This is a genomic window from Propionibacterium acidifaciens, from assembly GCF_003798325.1.
GTDB lineage: Bacteria > Actinomycetota > Actinomycetes > Propionibacteriales > Propionibacteriaceae > Propionibacterium > Propionibacterium acidifaciens.
The window spans coordinates 2,904,990-2,922,097 of record NZ_CP033719.1 but is presented as its reverse complement, the minus strand read 5'-3'; the positions used below and the strand labels follow the sequence as shown (position 1 = coordinate 2,922,097).

Here is a 17,108-nt window from a genome sequence, read left to right as displayed (position 1 = left end):
GAGACAATGACCAGCAGTCCCGTACCCACCGTCCGCCTCACGACGGCCCAGGCAACCGTCCGCTTCCTCGTCAACCAGTACTCCGAACGCGACGGGCACGAGCAGCGCCTCATCGCCGGCGCCTTCGGCATCTTCGGGCACGGCAATGTCGCCGGTCTCGGCCAGGCACTCCTCCAGAACGAGCTCGACCCCGAGCCCGACGGCGGGTCGATGCCTTACATCATGCCCCGCAACGAGCAGGGTCAGGTTCACGCGGCAGCGGCCTACGCGAAGAGCAGGAACCGGCTGCAGACGCTCATGTGCACCGCCTCGATCGGCCCCGGGTCGCTCAACATGGTCACGGGCGCCGCGCTCGCCACGACGAACCGCCTTCCGGTGCTGCTGTTCCCCTCCGACCAGTTCGCCACCCGCTACCCCGACCCGGTCCTCCAGCAGATCGAGAACGCCCAGACTCTCGACACGACGTGCAACGACGCATTCCGCCCGGTCAGTGCGTTCTTCGACCGCATCAACCGCCCCGAGCAGCTGCTCCCCTCGCTCATGCAGGCGATGCGCGCGCTCACCGATCCGGCCGACACCGGAGCGGTCGTCCTGGCGATGCCCCAGGACGTCCAGGCCGAGGCCTTCGACTTCCCCGTCGAGATGTTCCGCAGGCGCGTGTGGCATGTGCGCCGGCCGCCGGTCGACCCCGCCTCGCTCGAGCGCGCGGTGGAGCTCATCAGGGCCTCGGAGCGCCCGATGGTCATCGCCGGCGGCGGCGCCATCTACTCCGAGGCCTCCGAGCAGCTGCGCGAGTTCGCCTCCCGCACCGGCATCCCGGTCGCGGACACCCAGGCCGGCAAGGGCGCCATCAACTTCGACCACGCCCAGTCGATCGGCGGCGTCGGGTCGACCGGCGGCGACGCGGGCAACCACATCGCCGACAGGACCGACCTGGTCATCGGCGTCGGGACGCGCTACTCCGACTTCACGACGGCGTCCCGGACCCAGTTCAAGAACCTCGACGTCCGCTTCGTCAACATCAACGTCAAGGCCTTCGACGCCGTGAAGAACGGCGGCGAGATGCTCGTGGCCGACGCCCGCGAGGCGCTCACGGCCCTCACGGAGGCGCTCGGCGACTACTCGGTCTCCCCCGACTACGCGGCAGAGATCGCGCGGGAGAAGGCGGCCTGGGACGAGCGCGTGGACGAGTGCTACCACCTCGGTCACGGCCCGCTGCCGGCCCAGACCGAGGTCTTCGGCGCCCTGAACGAGCTCATGGGCGACGAGGACGTCGTCATCAACGCGGCGGGCTCCATGCCCGGCGACCTCCAGGCGCTGTGGCGGGCCCGCACGCCCGTCCAGTACCACGTGGAGTACGCCTTCTCCTGCATGGGCTACGAGATCCCCGCGGCGATGGGCGTCAAGCTCGCGCTGCCCGACTCCGAGGTCGTCTCGATCGTCGGCGACGGCTCGTACCAGATGCTCCCGATGGAGCTGGCCACGGTCGCCCAGGAGGGGATCAAGGTCATCTACGTGCTGCTGCAGAACCACGGCTTCGCCTCGATCGGAGCCCTGTCCGAGTCGCACGGCTCCCAGCGCTTCGGCACGCGGTACCGCAAGGGCGGGGCCGGCGCCTCGCACACCGCGGACGGCGAACTGCTCGGCGTCGACATCGCGGCGAACGCCCGCTCCTGGGGGATCGACGTCATCGAGGTCCACGGCATCGACGAGTTCAAGGACGCGTACCGGCGCGCCGTCGCCTCCGACCGTCCGACGATGATCCACATCGAGACCGACCTGTACGGCCCCAATCCGCCGGCGTCGTCCTGGTGGGACGTCCCCGTCTCGCAGGTCTCCCGGATCGAGTCCACGCAGGCGGCCTACCAGGACTACCTGCGTGATCGTGCGCCGCAGCGTCACTACTTGAAGTAGGGCGCACAGTGGCCCGTCCGCGCGTCGCGGCGGCTCGGCTCCCGGCCGCGGCCTGCCCACCCACAAGCTCCTTTATTTGTTAGAACAAAATTTCGTCATGGGCTACAAACTGGTCAGCGCAGAGTAGACTGCCCAACGGATGCCTGCTCGCCCGCCCGGCTCCTGCCGGGACGGGCGGGCGAGCAGGCGCATCCGCACATGAAATCAACACTCCAGAGGAGTTCACGGACAATGAAGACGATTGAGCACTGGATCGACGGCGCCCCCTACAGCGGCGCTCCGACGGGACGCATCCCCGTGGAGAACCCCGGAACGGGAGAGGTGGAGGCCGAACTGCTCCATGCCTCGGACGCCGATCTCGATCACGCCGTCGAGGTGGCCCGTCGGGCTCAGAGGGAATGGGCGAAGGTCTCCCTCGCCAAGCGGGTGGCCATCATGTTCCGCATGCGGCAGCTGGTCCTCGATCATCAGGACGAGATGGCGAGGCTGATCGTCGCCGAGCACGGCAAGAACTACTCCGACGCCATCGGCGAGATCCAGCGCGGCCGCGAGACCTTCGACTTCGCAACGGCCATCAACGTCGCCCTCAAGGGCGAGTACTCCTACGACGTCTCGTCCGGCGTCGACATCCACACGCTGCGCCAGCCGGTGGGCGTCGTCGCGGGCATCTGCCCCTTCAACTTCCCGGCCATGGTGCCCATGTGGATGCATCCGTTGGCGGTCGCCGCCGGCAACGCGTTCATTCTCAAGCCCGCGTCCCCGGCCCCCTCCGCCGCGATGCTCACCGCACGGCTCTACAAGGAGGCCGGCCTGCCCGACGGCGTCTTCAACGTCGTCGCCGGCGACCGCGACATCGTCACCAGCATCCTCGAGCATCCCGGGATCGACGCGATCTCGTTCGTCGGCTCGACGCCGGTCGCCCACATCGTCCAGAACACGGGCATCACCCACGGCAAGCGCGTCCAGGCCCTCGGTGGCGCGAACAACCATGCGATCGTCATGCCCGACTCCGACCTGGACTTCGCCGCCCAGCACATCTCAGCCGCCGCCTTCGGCGCCGCGGGCGAGCGCTGCATGGCCCTGCCGGTCGTCGTCGCGGTCGGCGGCATCGGCCCCGACCTGGCGCAGCGCGTCAAGGCCCATGCGCAGGCCATCAAGGTCGGCTACGGCATGGACGAGGGCGTCGAGATGGGCCCGGTCATCAGTGCGAAGGCCAAGAGCCGCATCACGGGTCTCATCGACGACGCCGAGAAGCGCGGCGCCGACGTTGTCCTCGACGGGCGCTCCCTCGTGGTCCCCGGTCACGAGAACGGCCACTTCCTCGGTCCGACGATCATCGACGCCGTGCCGCTCGACGCCCCGGTGTACACCGAGGAGGTCTTCGGCCCCGTCCTGACGATCGTCCACGCCGACACCTACGACGACGCCATGCGAATCGTCAACTCCTCGCCCTTCGGCAACGGCTCGGCGATCTTCACGAACGACGGCGGCGTCGCCCGCCGCTTCACCCTGGACACCGAGGCGGGCATGGTCGGCGTCAACGTGCCGATCCCGACCCCGGTCGCCTACTACTCCTTCGGCGGCTGGAAGGAGTCGCTGCTCGGCGACACCCACATCCACGGCCCTGAGGGCGTCAAATTCTACACCCGCGCCAAGGCGATCACGACGCGCTGGCCCTCCGAGAAGACCTACGCGGCGACGATGTCCTTCCAGCGGGAGGAGTGATCCTCTTCCCGGACCACAGACGACGGAATCCTGCCGGCGGTGCCCCTCAGCCGCAGGGCTGCGGGGCACCGCCCTTGTCCGGTGACCAAGGGCGACGCGGTGCCAGGCGGTCTCGTCACCCCAACCGCAGGGCTACGGAGCACTCCCCTCTCCGGGACTCCCGGCTCCTGCACCCGCCGCCGCAGCCCCGCTCCGCTGGTTTCGACCCATGCCGGTGAAGCCAGGAGGCTCGTGGCGCAGTCCAGGCGATGCCGAGCGGGGCCCTGGCCTGAATGGCTGCTCGCCCGGGCTCCCGACACGGGACAGGACCACTGATCCATCGCCGAGCGCGTTTTCCGGGTCGGCCCGACGAACTGTCATGCAGCCAGGCATGAAGCGTCCACCGCTCCGGTTCGCCGCACAGGGCCCCTTGGGAGCACCCCTGACCGGCCCCTGAGAATCGAGCGGTCGACGTGGTCCTCTCCCCGAGCCTCGGAGTGGCCGGATGGTCTCATGGCTAGGGGTTTCGGCGAGTCATCGTCGGCATGTAGGGCACCGGTCCGGTCACCCCTCAGGGGTGGTGCCCACTGGCCCGTTCGGTTTAGCGTCGGTGGGGTGTGGCCGCCCGCCCCCGGTGCTGGCCCGTCTGTACCTGTGTGGGAAGGATCATGTCGTGGCCGAGTACTCGGACAAGCTGGGAGCCTATGACGAGCCGGTGGCGTTCGACGACGCCACGGCCGACACCCTGAAGTCGGCGGCGACGACCCTGTCGGCCACCCTGACGAGCCAGGCCGCCTCGAGAACGTCATGGGCGACGACCGCGTCGACCGACTTCGAGGGCCACTACGCGGACGTGTTCGACACGAACGCGAAAACAGCCTCGACGGACTGCACGAACATCGCCTCGGCCCTCGACGACCTCGCAACCGAGGTACAGGCATTGAAAGAAGCCGCCCAGGCCGAACGCGAGCGGAGGAAGCAGGCCAAGGAGTGGGCCGACCGGCAGGACAAGGAGAACATCTTCAAGAAGGGCTGGGACTGGGTGTCCAACGGCGACAAGCCCCCCGCAGGACCCGCCCAGGTACCACTCCCACAGCCCCACGAGGTCACGACCACACCCTGGTCCGAACCTGCCCCGGGCGGGTCCGGGGCCACGAGCTCGGCCCGGCCCGATGACCTGCGGACGTACTCGTCGAACGTGACCGGCGCCAACGACACCGTCACCACCCAGAAGGGCACCCTGGAGGGGGCCATCACCGAGTTCACGGCGAAGTGCTCCTGGTGCAGCATCGACACGTCCGGCATCACGACCGCCCTGGCCACATTCGGGGCGAACAACACGAACGAGACCCGCTGGGTCGACACGGTCGCGGCCGCGTTCGAGGCCGCCGGCGCCTCCGGCGCCATCTCCACGGTCTCCGACGCGGCCCTCGACGCCTCCCTCCAGGCCGCCGGCGTGACCCAGACCCGCCAGCCGGTCGACGTCACCGCCCCCACCATCCAGGGCGACCCCCAGACCTCGGGCTACGCGGACGACCCGGTCAACACGACGACCGGGAACTTCGTGGAGCCGGAGACCGACCTGTCCTTCGACGGCGGGTGCGCGTCCCTCGGGTTCGACCGCATGTACAACTCCCTGTCGGCCGGTATCGGGGCGTTCGGGCCCGGCTGGGCCTCCACCGCCGACCAACGACTGCGCGTGACCGAGGACGGCGCCGTGTGGGTCCAGCCCTCCGGACGCCACATCACCTTCGGCCGCCTCGGTGGCGGCTGGGACCGGGCCCACAACGACACCTACTGGCTCCACACCACCAACCCCGGCCCCGACACCGACAACACCGCCGGTGGTGCCGTCCCCACCACCGACGGCCCCGCCGGCGAGGCCGGCCCCGCTGCCGGCGGTGATACCGCCGGCCCTGGCGGCGCCCCCGACGCTGCTGCTGATACCGCTGGGGGCGCTGCCGGGCCGGCCGGCGGGGACTCCCCCACCACCATGGCCACCACTGCCGGTACCACCGCCATGTCGGGCGCGCGTGCCGCCGGGGACGCCTCCGCCGGCGGTGGCGCGCATGCTTCCGCCTCCGATACTGCCGCTGTTTCTTCTGCCGTGGCCACCACTGCCGATGCCGACCCCGGTGCTGGTGGTGGTGCTGGCTGGTTCGTGGTGTCGGACAATGCGGGTGGCCGGTGGTGTTTTGATCGTGCCGGCCGGCCCGTCTCGGTCAGCCGGGGCCCAGGCACCAGGGTGGACCACCAGTGGAACGGAGACCGCCTGGTCGGCCTGGCCCATGAGCGGGGCCGGACCATCACCATCGAATGGAACGACCACCACACACGAATCACCGCCCTGACCGCCAACGACGGACGCCGCATCGACTACACCTACGACCCGGCCGGCAGACTCACAGAAGCCCGAACCGCCGGCGGCGGGGCCCGCCGCTACACATGGAACGAGGCCGGCCTCATCGCCACCGTCACGGACCCGGACGGTGTGGTCGAGGCCGCCAACACCTACAACGAGCGGGGGCAGATGACATCGCAGCGGTCCCGGTTCGGCCGTACCTCGCACTACACGTACCTGCCGGGGAACATCACGCAGGTCGCCGACTCGGATGGGGGCCGGGCGAACACGTGGATCCACGACCAGCGTGGCCGTCTTGTGGGGATGGTGGACGCGGACGGGAACCGGCAGAGCATCGGCTGGGACCGGTGGGGCAACCGGGTCCAGGTCACCGGCCGCGACGGGGCGGTGACCGTTTTCCGGTATGACGGGCGGGGCCGTTTGACCGATCACGTGCTGGAGACGGGTGCTCGGTTCTCCTACGAGTGGGACGGGGCGGATCGTCTGGTGGCGGTGCGCCGTGTCGATGAGGACCCGGCGGGTGTGCTGTTCGCGTACGAGGGCGAGGATCGGAATCCGTCGACGGTGACGGACCCGGCCGGCGGGGTGACCCGCCTGGTGTGGGATCGGAACCTGCTCACGAGGGTGGTCGACCCGACCGGGGTGACGATGGCGTTCGGTTATGACGGGCGCGGTGATCTCGTGTCGGCCATGAACGCGGTCGGGGACACGGCCCGACTGGTCCGTGACGGGGCGGGCCGGGTCGTCGCGGCGGTGAGCCCGCTGGGGCATCGGACCGAGTACCGCTACGACGGGGCCGGCCGGCTGGTCTCGCGGCGGGACCCGGACGGGGCGCTGTGGCGGTTCGAGCACACGGCCGGGGGCAGGCTGGCCGCGGTGGTGGACCCTGAGGGCGGGCGCACCGTGGTGGAGTACGGGCCCGGCGGGGCCGAGCATGTCACGACCGACCCGCTGGGCCGGGCCGTCGTCATGGGTTACGACGATCTGGGGAACACCACTCAAGCCATCCTTCCTGATGGGAGCCGGTGGGAGTTCGGCTACGACGGGCTGGGCCGGCTGCGCCAGGTGACCGACGCCGCCGGGGGCAGGGCCGAGTTGTCGTACGACGCGTGCGGGAATCTGACGGGTTCGGTCGATCCGACCGGCGTGGTCCAAGACTTCAGGTACGGTCCGGCAGGTCTGCCGACGGCCGCTTCTGATGCCGGTTCACGGATCGGCGCGGGTTGGGACCGGCTGGGACGGTTGACGAGCCGGACCGGCAGTGACGGTTCGCAGGTGTCTGCGCGCCATGACCGGTGCGGACGCGTTGTTGAGAGCATCGACGAGGCCGGCGGGGTCACGCGCGTCGAGCGCGACGCCGCCGGCAGGCCGGTGCGCATCACCCAACCGGGCGGGAAGTGCTTCGGGTACGAGTACGACGCGTGCGGGCGCTGGTCGGCGACGGTCAGCACGGGCGGGCGCCGGTACGAGATCGACTATGACGGCGACGGGCGGATCATCGGTGAGACCTGGCCGACGGGCGAGCGCGTCACGTCACGGTTCGACGCGTGCGGGCGGATCATCGAGCGGGTCGAGCCGGGCCGGGGCCGGACCCGGTTCGGCTACGACCGGTGCGGGCGGATCAGCTGGGTGCGGGACACGTGGAACGGGCGCCGCCGGTTCGGCTACGACACGGCCGGGCAGCTGGTGTCGGTGACGGACGCCCTCGGCGGGACCACCCGTTTCGAGTACGACGGGTCCGGGCGCCGGGTCGGGCTGGTCGACCCGATGGGCGGACGGACCGCGTGCGCCTATGACGCGGTGGGCCGGGTCACGGCGATGACAGATCCTGCGGGGCGGACCACCCGGTACCGGTGGGACGCGGCGGGCCGGCCCGCGGCCCGGGTCGACGCGGACGGCCGGGACCTGCAATGGCGCTACGACGCGACGGGCAGGCATGCGGCGACGCTGGCCGGCGGGCGCGTGCTGTCGCAGGTATCGCGGGATCATGCCGCGCGTTCCTACACCGTGGTCTCCGGCGAGGACTCCGACGCGTTGAGGTGGGACGAGCTGGGCCGGCTGGTCGAGCGGCGCCGCGACGGGCGGACGGTGCGCTGGAGATACGACGCCGACGGGCTGCGCACCTCGATGACGCGCCCGGACGGTACGGTCACCCGCTACGAGTACGACACCGACGAGCGGGTCAGCGCGGTGGAGCACCCCGGGCTCGGGCGGGCCGAGATCGCCCGTGACGAGCTGGGGCGCATCACGGCGGTGACGGCGCCCGGGGTGCGGGCCGAGTGGGTCTGGCAGGGCGGCGGCGTGGTCGCTCAGCGTCTTGAGCGCAATGGTTTCGTGCGCACGACCCGCCTCGAGCGCGACCGGGACGGGCGCGTGACGGCGCAGACCGTGGACGGCGTCCGCACAGTGTTCGGCTATGACGCGGCCGGTCAGCTCGTGCGGGCCGTGTCGGGCGAGGGCATCGTCACCGAGTTCGAGTGGGACCCCAACGGCCGCCTGACCGGGCAGACCAGCGGCGGGCGGCGCACCGGCTACGGGTACGACGCCTCGGGGCAGTTGACGTGGATGCGCCGCCCGGACGGCGGCCAGGTGGAGTACACCCACGACGGCGCCGGCCGCAGAACCGGCGAACGGGACGATGACGGCCGATCCCGAATGTTCGACTGGGACCCGCACGGCTTCCTGGAACGCATCACCACCACCGGCACCAGCGGGCCCGCCACGGTGACCGAACTGCAGACCGACGGTCTGGGCGGGCTCGCCCAGATCAACGACCAACAGATCGCATGGGACGACCCGTGGGGCGGAGCACCGATCCAGGTCGGTGACGTGCCCATCGTGGACGTGGGCGCCGGCCTCGGTGTCGGCGGGCCAGCCGGCGGCTGGCTGCTGCCCGACCGCGCCGGCCACGACGCCGGCGCCGGCCCGTGGGAGCCCGGCGCCGACGGGTTCGGTCTCGGCGGCGGGCTCGGCCTGTCCAGCACCGGGACCCTCGGCGTCGACGGGCTCGCGCTGACCGGCGCCCGGGCCTACGACCCGGCCACGGCCGGTTTCCTGTCCCCCGGACCCGCTCCCGCCGGTACTGGGCGCCGGCTGGGCCGCGAACCCGTACTCCTACGCCGGCAACGACCCCGTCAACCTGTCCGACCCGACCGGCCTGCACCCCCTCACCGACGCCGACATGAACGCCTGGCGCGACGCCCACACGACCGGGGTGGCAGCCGCCGGGGACTACCTGAAGGACAACTGGAAGTACCTGGTCGTCGGCACGCTGCTCACCGTGGGCCTGTCCGCGGTAATGGGCCCGATCGCCGGCGGCGCGGTCGCCGGCGCCATCGTGGGCGGCTGGCAGAACATCGACCAGCAACACGCCGCGGGCGGGCCGATCGACTGGAGCCAGGTCGGTGTCTCCGCCCTCATCGGCGGCGCCGCCGGGCTCGTGGGCGGCGCGGCGGGACGAGGCGCCGCCTCCGCCCTGTCCGGAAGCGCCATGAACTGTCTGGGCCGTTCCACTCTCGTCGGCGCCGCGTCAGGAGCAGCCGGCGGTGGGTTCGCCGGCGGCGCCGGCTACCTGACCGGCCCCGGCCCCCACACAGCCGGCGGGCTGCTCGCCGCGACCGGCAAGGGCGCCGCCGTCGGAGGCGGCATGGGCGCCGCCTCCGGCGCCCTGTCCGCGGTCACCGAAACCTCCGCCTACGGATGCTTCCCCGCCGGCACCCGAATCCTCCTCGCCGACGGGTCGAGCAGACCCATCGAACAGGTCACCGAAGGCGACCGCGTCGCCTCCACCGACCCCGACACCGGACAGCCCACCACAGCAACCGCCACCGCAACCTTCACACACCACAACGTGGCGACCCTGCGCCTGACCACCAGCACCGGCCAGATCACCACCACAGCAGCCCACCCCTTCTACGTCGAGGGCAAAGGCTTCACCCCCGCCGGCCAACTCACCACAGAAGACACCCTCCGCGACCACACCGGACAACCCGTCCACCTCCACACCATCGAGTCGACCGGCACCGTCCAGACCGTCCACAACATCGAAGTCAACAACACCCACACCTACCACGTCGCCACCACCGGAGGCTGGCTCCTCGTCCACAACGGATGCACATACCGGAACGGAGAATGGGTTGACTACGAGACGGGCGAGCCCGTCGCGACCCCGACGAAGCAGACCGAGATCGTGAACAACGGTCGTGTGCAGTATGATGACATGACCCAACTGGTCAAGGACAGCCCCGACGCGTCCCTTGAAGTCAGGACGAGCAACAGATTCCCAAGAACAGAAGTCGTCCTGACACCGGAACAGGCGTCACACGCCCACTCCATCGACCCCAGAGCACCCTGGGGAAATTCAGCCGAAGGCCCCACCATAGGGATAACCGATCGTGGAACTCAACAACATTACACCACTAATGGTGAGTGGGTCGACAGTTCTTCAATAAATGAAACCCACATTCCATTGGATGGATGGCCATACGGAAACAACAAGTAGGAGACACTGATCATGATCACATTCGATGACCTTCCACCAAGGTCGCCCATTCTTGAGATCAATGAGGAGATCGAGGCGATCCATGGCCTCATGAGCATGCCCTTGGGCTATCTGAAGGAGCACTTTGACGAATTTAACAATTATGTTCTGTTCATGGGGATTTCCTACGGCGACGTTGCCTATGTCGACATCACCCCTGAGAATGAGGGCGAGTTCTTCAAGTTCGCCGACTGGCTCGATGACGTCTACCCGAAACTCGGAAAACCTCGCTTGAAAGGAAGTGCCGCCTTCAGGTTCGGCTATGACAGCTTGATCAAAGAATATCCGGATCTCAAGCGATGATTCTTGACGTGCTGTGGCACGGCGGCGGTGAAACGCGAGAACACATCCGCCGGCGGCAGGACCGGCGCCCTGTCCGCGGTCACCGAAACCTCCGCCTACGGCTGCTTCCCCGCCGGCACCCGAATCCTCCTCGCCGACGGGTCGAGCAAACCCATCGAACAAGTCACCGAAGGCGACCGCGTCGCCTCCACCGACCCCGACACCGGACAGCCCACCACAGCAACCGTCACCGCAACCTTCACACACCACAACGTGGCGACCCTGCGCCTGACCACCAGCACCGGCCAGATCACCACCACAGCAGCCCACCCCTTCTACGTCGAGGGCAAAGGCTTCACCCCCGCCGGCCAACTCACCACAGAAGACACCCTCCGCGACCACACCGGACAACCCGTCCACCTCCACACCATCGAGTCGACCGGCACCGTCCAGACCGTCCACAACATCGAAGTCAACAACACCCACACCTACCACGTCGCCACCACCAGAAGCTGGCTCCTCGTCCACAACGGATGCCGGTGGGACAGCACCGCGAGCAGATGGCGCGACACCGAAACCGGACAATTCCGCACAATCCCGGAAGACCCCACCGAAACCATCGTCAACGGCAGAGGCGACTACGAAAGCCTCCACCAGTGGGCCGATCAGCAGGGACTACCCAACACATGGAGGGAAGATCCAGTTAATTTCCCCACAGGTGGCGAAAGAGCGGACAACGGCACATACCATGTACACATGCACGGCCCGAACCCCAGGGCTCCACAAGGATCAAACTCAAGCAATGGGCCAACGGTTAGCATCAAAGGCCCAAATGGATGGTTTGGAACAGATGAAGCGTGGCGCCCTCGTAACAATAATAATGAGTCACACATCCCACTTGGCGGGTCGCCGTTTTAGAATAATTTCGGCCCTCATGGACGGTTCGTTCACAGGGACCTCCATCAGAAGCGTTACTTCTTGCCAAGTCAATGTCTGTTGACTCTGTGAACAAACCTCGTGAACAAGGGAACATTTTTGACGAATCTGCAATCTTTTTTCGGATACGCTTGGACCGTGCGGGTCGATGTCGCCACAGAAGAAACGGTTATCTGATTGCAATGAGGCTTATTCACAGCGTCTGCGGATGACACTGTGACCAGGGGTGATGATCGCGATCTGGCCCCCTGTGAATAAGCCTCAATGAAAGGGTTATATGGAACACGCATACTCGTTCACATGAAAGTTGAAATAATCCTGAACACCACTGAATGCGAGCCAGCCATCATCGTCAAAAATAATCGAACACGGCAAGAAAACCACCGAGAATGGCTCATTGACACGCCGAAAACACACTTCCAGTCTACAACGCGAAGCCTCTGAGAAACTTCACAACATTCCTTTACGACATAATTTCCGCACCTCCAGAGGCGACTTGCACCACCTTTCGACCGCCAACAAGCGATCGATCCTTCTTCATAGCACTCATCGTCCAATTGGCTGACCTGCATTACCAGGTTTTCCCGAATAAAGGTGAAGGTCAAGATATGACACGAATCGAAGATTTCAATGAATACCCCACGATCATGAGGTTTTATCAAGAGCTAGATATTATTCGCGCTCTCCAAAAAATGCCGCTGGACTACTTGCGCGACAATGCAGGAGCATTTAAGAACTTGATAGAGGCTCTGAGCTACTCTCATGGCGAGAACGTAGGCTCCATTCGGCGAGGCAACGAGGAAGAGTTCATACACTTCAGCGACTGGCTTGATCATACCTGGGAAGAGCTCGGCTTTGAAAACGGAGACGAAACATCGAACATCTTTCGAGTCACAATCGATGACGTAGCAAATGAATACCCTGGCTGGGAGGAAGAAGCCAGAAAGCGCGACATGGAAAACAGCATACTGATGAACGCGCTCCACGAATTGTGCAGCACTCACCAGATTTTAAGTGAGGTCACACAGAGTGATGTCTACAAGAGGGGTAGCGAGGTCACTGCCGAATATCTCGTTGCAGAAATAATCGTGCAGCTTGCCAATCATGTTTCAGACAAAAAAGATGACGTCAAAACGATCTGCGAAAAATTGGGTTCAGTAGTCGCTGACTTGCGGACGAGCGTTGCAGAACTGACCAGAAACAGTGTTTCAGCAGCTCTCGACATGTCAGGCGACAATGGGTTGACATTGAAAAAACTACTCCCTCCTGGGCTGATCAGAGCAAATCAACGGCCGTCATGAAACAAAACCGTGGAGTGTTGCGCCCCGGGTTTGATGGAGGCAGTGATGACAGGAAGGATCACTGCACATGGGACAGAGGAAATACGGCTCATCACAGAGGCTTGTTCATGGGGCTGGTTCGGGTTGTCGTCGATGATCTCGCGTGGGGCGTGTCGCGGAAGATGAGAGGGCGGCCTGCCCCGAGATAATTGATGCGTGACCAAAAAAATCAAGGAACAGGCCGCAAGTCTGATGCTATGGCGGTCATGAAACAAGATCGTTTTCGGTGTCGCGGGGTGGGAGGTGTTCGAAGTCGTGGTCGAAGGTGCGGCCGGTGATGTATGAGGTGAACGCGCCGAAGGTTTCTTCGGGGGTCTCGCGCTGGATGTTCGCGATGTTGTTCTTGGCGGTGTTCCAGACGTGCTCGACCGGGTTGTGGTCGGGCGCATACGGTGGCAGATGAATCGGGGTGATGCGTTCCAGTAGCTGACCGGGCTCGTAGAGACAGGTCAGCATCTTGGCGTGGTGGAACCGGGCGTTGTCGAGGACGACCGCGATCTTCTCCTCCCGGGTTTCGCGTTGAAGTCGGTCCAGCGCGAGGATTGTCTGCTCGGTGTTCTGGTTCCCCTCGATCGGATACAACTTGACCTTCTTGCTGGTCAACGAGAGAGCACCGAAGAACGACTGGGACGTCTTCTTCCGGTCCACGGACAGTTTGGTGCGCTGTCCTTTCGGGAGCCACATGCGGCGGGTCTCGGCCTCATGCTCCAGGCGCACCTCGTCTGCCGCGTACACCTCCCAGCCGGCGTCCAACAGGTCCTTGACCTGGGTCTTCACCTCTGCCATGCGCCTGGTGATGGCCTGCTCGTCGCGGTGCTTGTCGAACGGGTCCGGCAGCTTGAAACTCAGCCCGCAGAACCGCAGGAGCAGCTGGTACGAAGAATCCGACTGATACTCGACATCGAACAGGATCTTCACGACATCACGTATCGCTGGGACGTCCCAGAACTCGGCGTGGACACCCGTCTGGGAGGGCGGCTGGGTCAAGATGGTCTTGAGTTCTTCCTTCTGGGCGCGGGTGAGTTTCGCCGCGTTCTGGTTCCCGGCGTGCCCGGTCAGGACCGAGCACATCCTACTGTCCCGCCAACCGGCCAGCCACTCCCGGATGGTTTTCACGCTGCGCTCAACCATTTCAGCGATGATGCTCACATCAACGCCTCGAGAAGCGTACAGGATCGCTTCTGTCTTCATCCGCACCAACACGTAATTGTCCGCGCGCTTCTTCCACCTGATCAGGACGGCGGTTTCTTCCGGGGTGATCTCTACCTGCATGTCCCAATCATATCCGAAACAGCACAGGAAATCCACGAAAAATACGGTTTCGTTTCATGACGGCCATAGTTGTTCGTTGAGGACTTCGGCTGGGGTCTTCCAGTTGAGGCTCTTGCGGGGCCGGTTGTTCAGTGTGTGGGCGATGGCTTCGAGGTCTGTGGCGCTCCAGCGTGACAGGTCAGTGCCCTTGGGGAAGTACTGGCGTGACAGGCCGTTGTTGTTCTCGTTGGTGGGGCGTTGCCAGGGGCTGTGGGGATCGGCGGAGTAGACCTTGGTGCCCGTGGCGAGAGTGAACGCGGCGTGCGCGGACAGTTCCTTGCCACGGTCCCAGGTGATGGTCTTGCGCAACTGCTGGGGCAGGGTGGTGATCGAGGCGGTCAGAGCGGTGTTCATCGCTTCGGCGCCGTAGCCTGCCAACGACGGACCGTTCTTGGTCCGGGGCTGTTCACCGTGGCCTTCCAGCCTGGGCAGGTGGACCAGGATCGTGGCGCGGCCGTGGCGTTCGACCAAGGTACCGATGCCTGATCTGCCCGTCCCGATGATCAGGTCGCCTTCCCAGTGCCCGGGGACCGCCCGGTCTGCGGCCTCGGCGGGTCGCCTGCTGATCACGACATCGGCTCTCACATGGCCTTCGGGTTCGTTGCGGGAACGTTCCCTTGGCCGCCGCAAGGCTCGTCCGGTCCGCAGACAGGTCACCAGTTCACGCTTGAGCGCGCCGCGGCCCTCGATGAACAGTGACTGATAGATCGTCTCGTGACTGACACGCATGGACTCATCATCGGGAAAGTCCAGCTTCAAGCGGTTGCTGATCTGCTCAGGGCTCCATGCCTTCGACCAGCGCCGATCGGCCCGGTGGGGCTTGTTCAATCCCTTCCAGGCCCGGGGTGTCGGGCCCCTTCACCGCGGTGCCGTCGGGCCTGGTCACGCTGCCAGCGAGACGGTCCTGGACGTAGTCCCGCAGTCGGGGATCGGTGACCAGTTTCGCGGTCTTGGGACGTTTCGCGGCTTCTTGGGCCTTCCACTGGGCCACAGTGGCCCGGTACTCCACCTTCCCGCCACGCGTGGCAGCGTTGCGGCGCAGTTCACGACTGATCGTTCCCGGGTCACGGCCGGTAGCGCGCGCGATCACACGGACTCCTTGGCCCGTGGCGCGCAGGATCGCGATCTCCTCACGCTCGGCGAGGGACAGGTAACGCCGGCCGGGTTCGGCAAGACTGATCGGGGGCATGCCCCCAGCGTGACGAAACCACCGCGCCCCGACAGGAACCGACACGCCCACAGCGGTAACAGCCTCTGTCGTGGTGACCCCAGCGGCTACCACACGCCAGAACCGCCTCTGGAGCGCCCGAGACGGTTCCGGGCGCCCCGGTGAACACATCACAGGCCCAACGCCCTGTCAGCCCGCCACTGACACCGCAGCCCCTCAGACGCACCACTGGTCTCCACACCCCCGTACCCGACCGCCATCATCAACACCCTCCCGATCAAACTGTTGCGACGACCAGCTGAACCCACCCCGGGAGCCGTGATCACTGTGATGGACCAGCCCCTGCCGGCCGCGGCCGGCCCCGGTGACCACGAGGGCGTGTTCAAGGGCGAGCAGCGGCAGTCCGGCGGTGTGCAGGCTCGCCGCGACGGCCCATCCCACGATGCGCCGGGTGCAGACGTCGGTGATGAACGCGACATGGCAGAACCCGGTCAGGATCCTCACGTAGGTGATGTCAGCGGCCCAGAGCTGATGAGGACGCTGGGCTGTGAACTGCCGCTCGACGAGATCGGCCCGGGCATCGGGTGCTTCAGCAGGACGCGTGGTGACCGGCTTGCGGCCACGCCTGATGCCCTGCAGGCCGGCGGCCCGCATGAGCCGGGCGACCTGGTCACGGCCGAGATCCCAGCCAGCACGGCGCACCGCGTGGTGCATCTTCCGCACCCCGTACACGGAGTAGTTCTCCGCGTGGACCCGCCGGAGCTTGGCCACGAGGATCTCATCGCGCAGTGCCCGTGCCGATGACGCGCGGGTCCTGGCCGCCCGGTACCCGCGGGAAGTGATGAACCCACACTCCGTCGCGCTGAGCACGCGGCAGATGGCCTCGACCCCGAAACGGTCACGGTGTTCGTCGATGAACCGGATCATCTCGTCGTGGGGCGGTCGAGTTCCGCTGCGAAAAAAGCCGAGGCCTTGCGCAGGATCTCGTTCGCGCGTCGCAGCTCGAGGTTCTCCCGGCGCAGCCGGCGCATCTCGCCAGACTCGTCGGTGCTCACACCGGGGGCCTCGCCTCGGTCGATGTGGCTCTGCTTCCACCAGCCCCGCAGGGTGTGAGGGGAGATCCCGCCGAGGGCTTCGCCCACGACGGTGCAGGCAGCCCAGCCGGAGCACTGCTCGGCACGGACGCGTTCTTCGATGAGCCGCAGGGCCTTCGCCTTGAACTCGGGGCTGTACTTCTGGGACATGCTCCGATCCTCCTCGAGGAAATAGACCGAAACGAAACCCAGGGCGCTTCATAGGAAGCAAACCCGGACCATTTCAAACCGTCACCGAACTCCTGAGACATCACACACACATCGGGAACACCACTCTTTATCAATGTCCAAAACGTGGAGCACTCCGGTGGTACTGGTCATCGACGACGACGGGGGCTGCTCGTCAAGGCTCGGGCGATGTGGGCGCGGTCCGCAGCAGCGTGAAAGGGGGTTCTGTCCCGCGGCCCGGGCCGCGGGACAGAACCCCCTGGAAGGACGGAGTCAGGGCACCGGCCCT

9 protein-coding genes, 2 pseudogenes and 1 other annotated feature are annotated in these 17,108 nt (G+C 66.2%); of the genes and pseudogenes, 7 read left to right on the top strand and 4 right to left on the bottom strand.

Features of this window, described 5'->3' with window-relative positions; translation table 11 throughout:
• Window positions 1-6: 6 nt before the first annotated feature.
• From iolD to EGX94_RS12495, 7 genes and pseudogenes are all read left to right on the top strand, one after another.
• The gene (iolD, locus tag EGX94_RS12525) at window positions 7-1,914 is read left to right on the top strand and encodes a 3D-(3,5/4)-trihydroxycyclohexane-1,2-dione acylhydrolase (decyclizing) (RefSeq protein WP_021796820.1); all 1,908 of its coding nucleotides are present in this window, start codon (window positions 7-9) and stop codon (window positions 1,912-1,914) included.
• 231 nt (window positions 1,915-2,145) lie between these two features.
• A complete protein-coding gene (locus tag EGX94_RS12520) occupies window positions 2,146-3,639 on the top strand; it encodes a CoA-acylating methylmalonate-semialdehyde dehydrogenase (RefSeq protein WP_021796823.1) in 1,494 nt (497 codons plus the stop codon).
• A 484-nt stretch (window positions 3,640-4,123) separates the two neighbouring features.
• Window positions 4,124-5,311, top strand: a pseudogene (locus EGX94_RS14505) (DUF6531 domain-containing protein); the annotation flags it as partial.
• A 3,850-nt stretch (window positions 5,312-9,161) separates the two neighbouring features.
• The gene (locus EGX94_RS14480; protein ID WP_021797693.1) at window positions 9,162-10,481 is read left to right on the top strand and encodes a pretoxin HINT domain protein; all 1,320 of its coding nucleotides are present in this window, start codon (window positions 9,162-9,164) and stop codon (window positions 10,479-10,481) included.
• Between the two features lie 12 nt (window positions 10,482-10,493).
• The gene (locus EGX94_RS12505) at window positions 10,494-10,823 is read left to right on the top strand and encodes a hypothetical protein (protein WP_021797687.1); all 330 of its coding nucleotides are present in this window, start codon (window positions 10,494-10,496) and stop codon (window positions 10,821-10,823) included.
• A gap of 27 nt (window positions 10,824-10,850) precedes the next feature.
• Window positions 10,851-11,720: a polymorphic toxin-type HINT domain-containing protein gene (locus EGX94_RS12500; protein WP_021797692.1), complete on the top strand. Its 870-nt coding sequence runs from the start codon at window positions 10,851-10,853 to the stop codon at window positions 11,718-11,720.
• A 575-nt stretch (window positions 11,721-12,295) separates the two neighbouring features.
• A complete protein-coding gene (locus EGX94_RS12495) occupies window positions 12,296-13,039 on the top strand; it encodes a hypothetical protein (protein ID WP_123826379.1) in 744 nt (247 codons plus the stop codon).
• A 243-nt stretch (window positions 13,040-13,282) separates the two neighbouring features.
• On the opposite strand, the gene EGX94_RS12490 is transcribed toward EGX94_RS12495, so the two are convergent.
• The 4 genes and pseudogenes from EGX94_RS12490 to EGX94_RS12475 form a co-directional block, all read right to left on the bottom strand.
• Entirely contained in the window at window positions 13,283-14,350 is a 1,068-nt protein-coding gene (locus EGX94_RS12490) for an IS630 family transposase (protein ID WP_081707404.1), read from the bottom strand.
• Window positions 14,351-14,404: 54 nt separating this feature from the next.
• Window positions 14,405-15,817 (bottom strand): annotated as a pseudogene (locus EGX94_RS12485) (IS30 family transposase).
• Window positions 15,774-16,484, bottom strand: a complete 711-nt coding sequence (locus EGX94_RS12480) for an IS3 family transposase (RefSeq protein WP_021797666.1) — start codon at window positions 16,482-16,484, stop codon at window positions 15,774-15,776. The pseudogene EGX94_RS12485 and the gene EGX94_RS12480 overlap by 44 nt, the downstream one beginning before the upstream one ends.
• Window positions 16,427-16,523 (bottom strand) — a sequence feature (AL1L pseudoknot). It overlaps the preceding gene by 58 nt.
• Entirely contained in the window at window positions 16,481-16,801 is a 321-nt protein-coding gene (locus EGX94_RS12475; RefSeq protein ID WP_021797668.1) for a transposase, read from the bottom strand. It overlaps the preceding feature by 43 nt. Before EGX94_RS12475 ends, EGX94_RS12480 begins: the two co-directional genes overlap by 4 nt.
• Between the last annotated feature and the right edge of the window lie 307 nt (window positions 16,802-17,108).

Excerpts from the sequence above, each read along its gene's own strand:
- EGX94_RS14480 (WP_021797693.1), top strand. The coding sequence starts at position 9,162 with ATGAACGCCTGGCGCGACGCCCACACGACCGGGGTGGCAGCCGCCGGG.
- EGX94_RS12505 (WP_021797687.1), top strand. The coding sequence starts at position 10,494 with ATGATCACATTCGATGACCTTCCACCAAGGTCGCCCATTCTTGAGATC.
- EGX94_RS12490 (WP_081707404.1), bottom strand. The coding sequence starts at position 14,350 with ATGCAGGTAGAGATCACCCCGGAAGAAACCGCCGTCCTGATCAGGTGG.
- EGX94_RS12520 (WP_021796823.1), top strand. The coding sequence starts at position 2,146 with ATGAAGACGATTGAGCACTGGATCGACGGCGCCCCCTACAGCGGCGCT.
- EGX94_RS12475 (WP_021797668.1), bottom strand. The coding sequence starts at position 16,801 with ATGTCCCAGAAGTACAGCCCCGAGTTCAAGGCGAAGGCCCTGCGGCTC.
- iolD (WP_021796820.1), top strand. The coding sequence starts at position 7 with ATGACCAGCAGTCCCGTACCCACCGTCCGCCTCACGACGGCCCAGGCA.
- EGX94_RS12480 (WP_021797666.1), bottom strand. The coding sequence starts at position 16,484 with ATGATCCGGTTCATCGACGAACACCGTGACCGTTTCGGGGTCGAGGCC.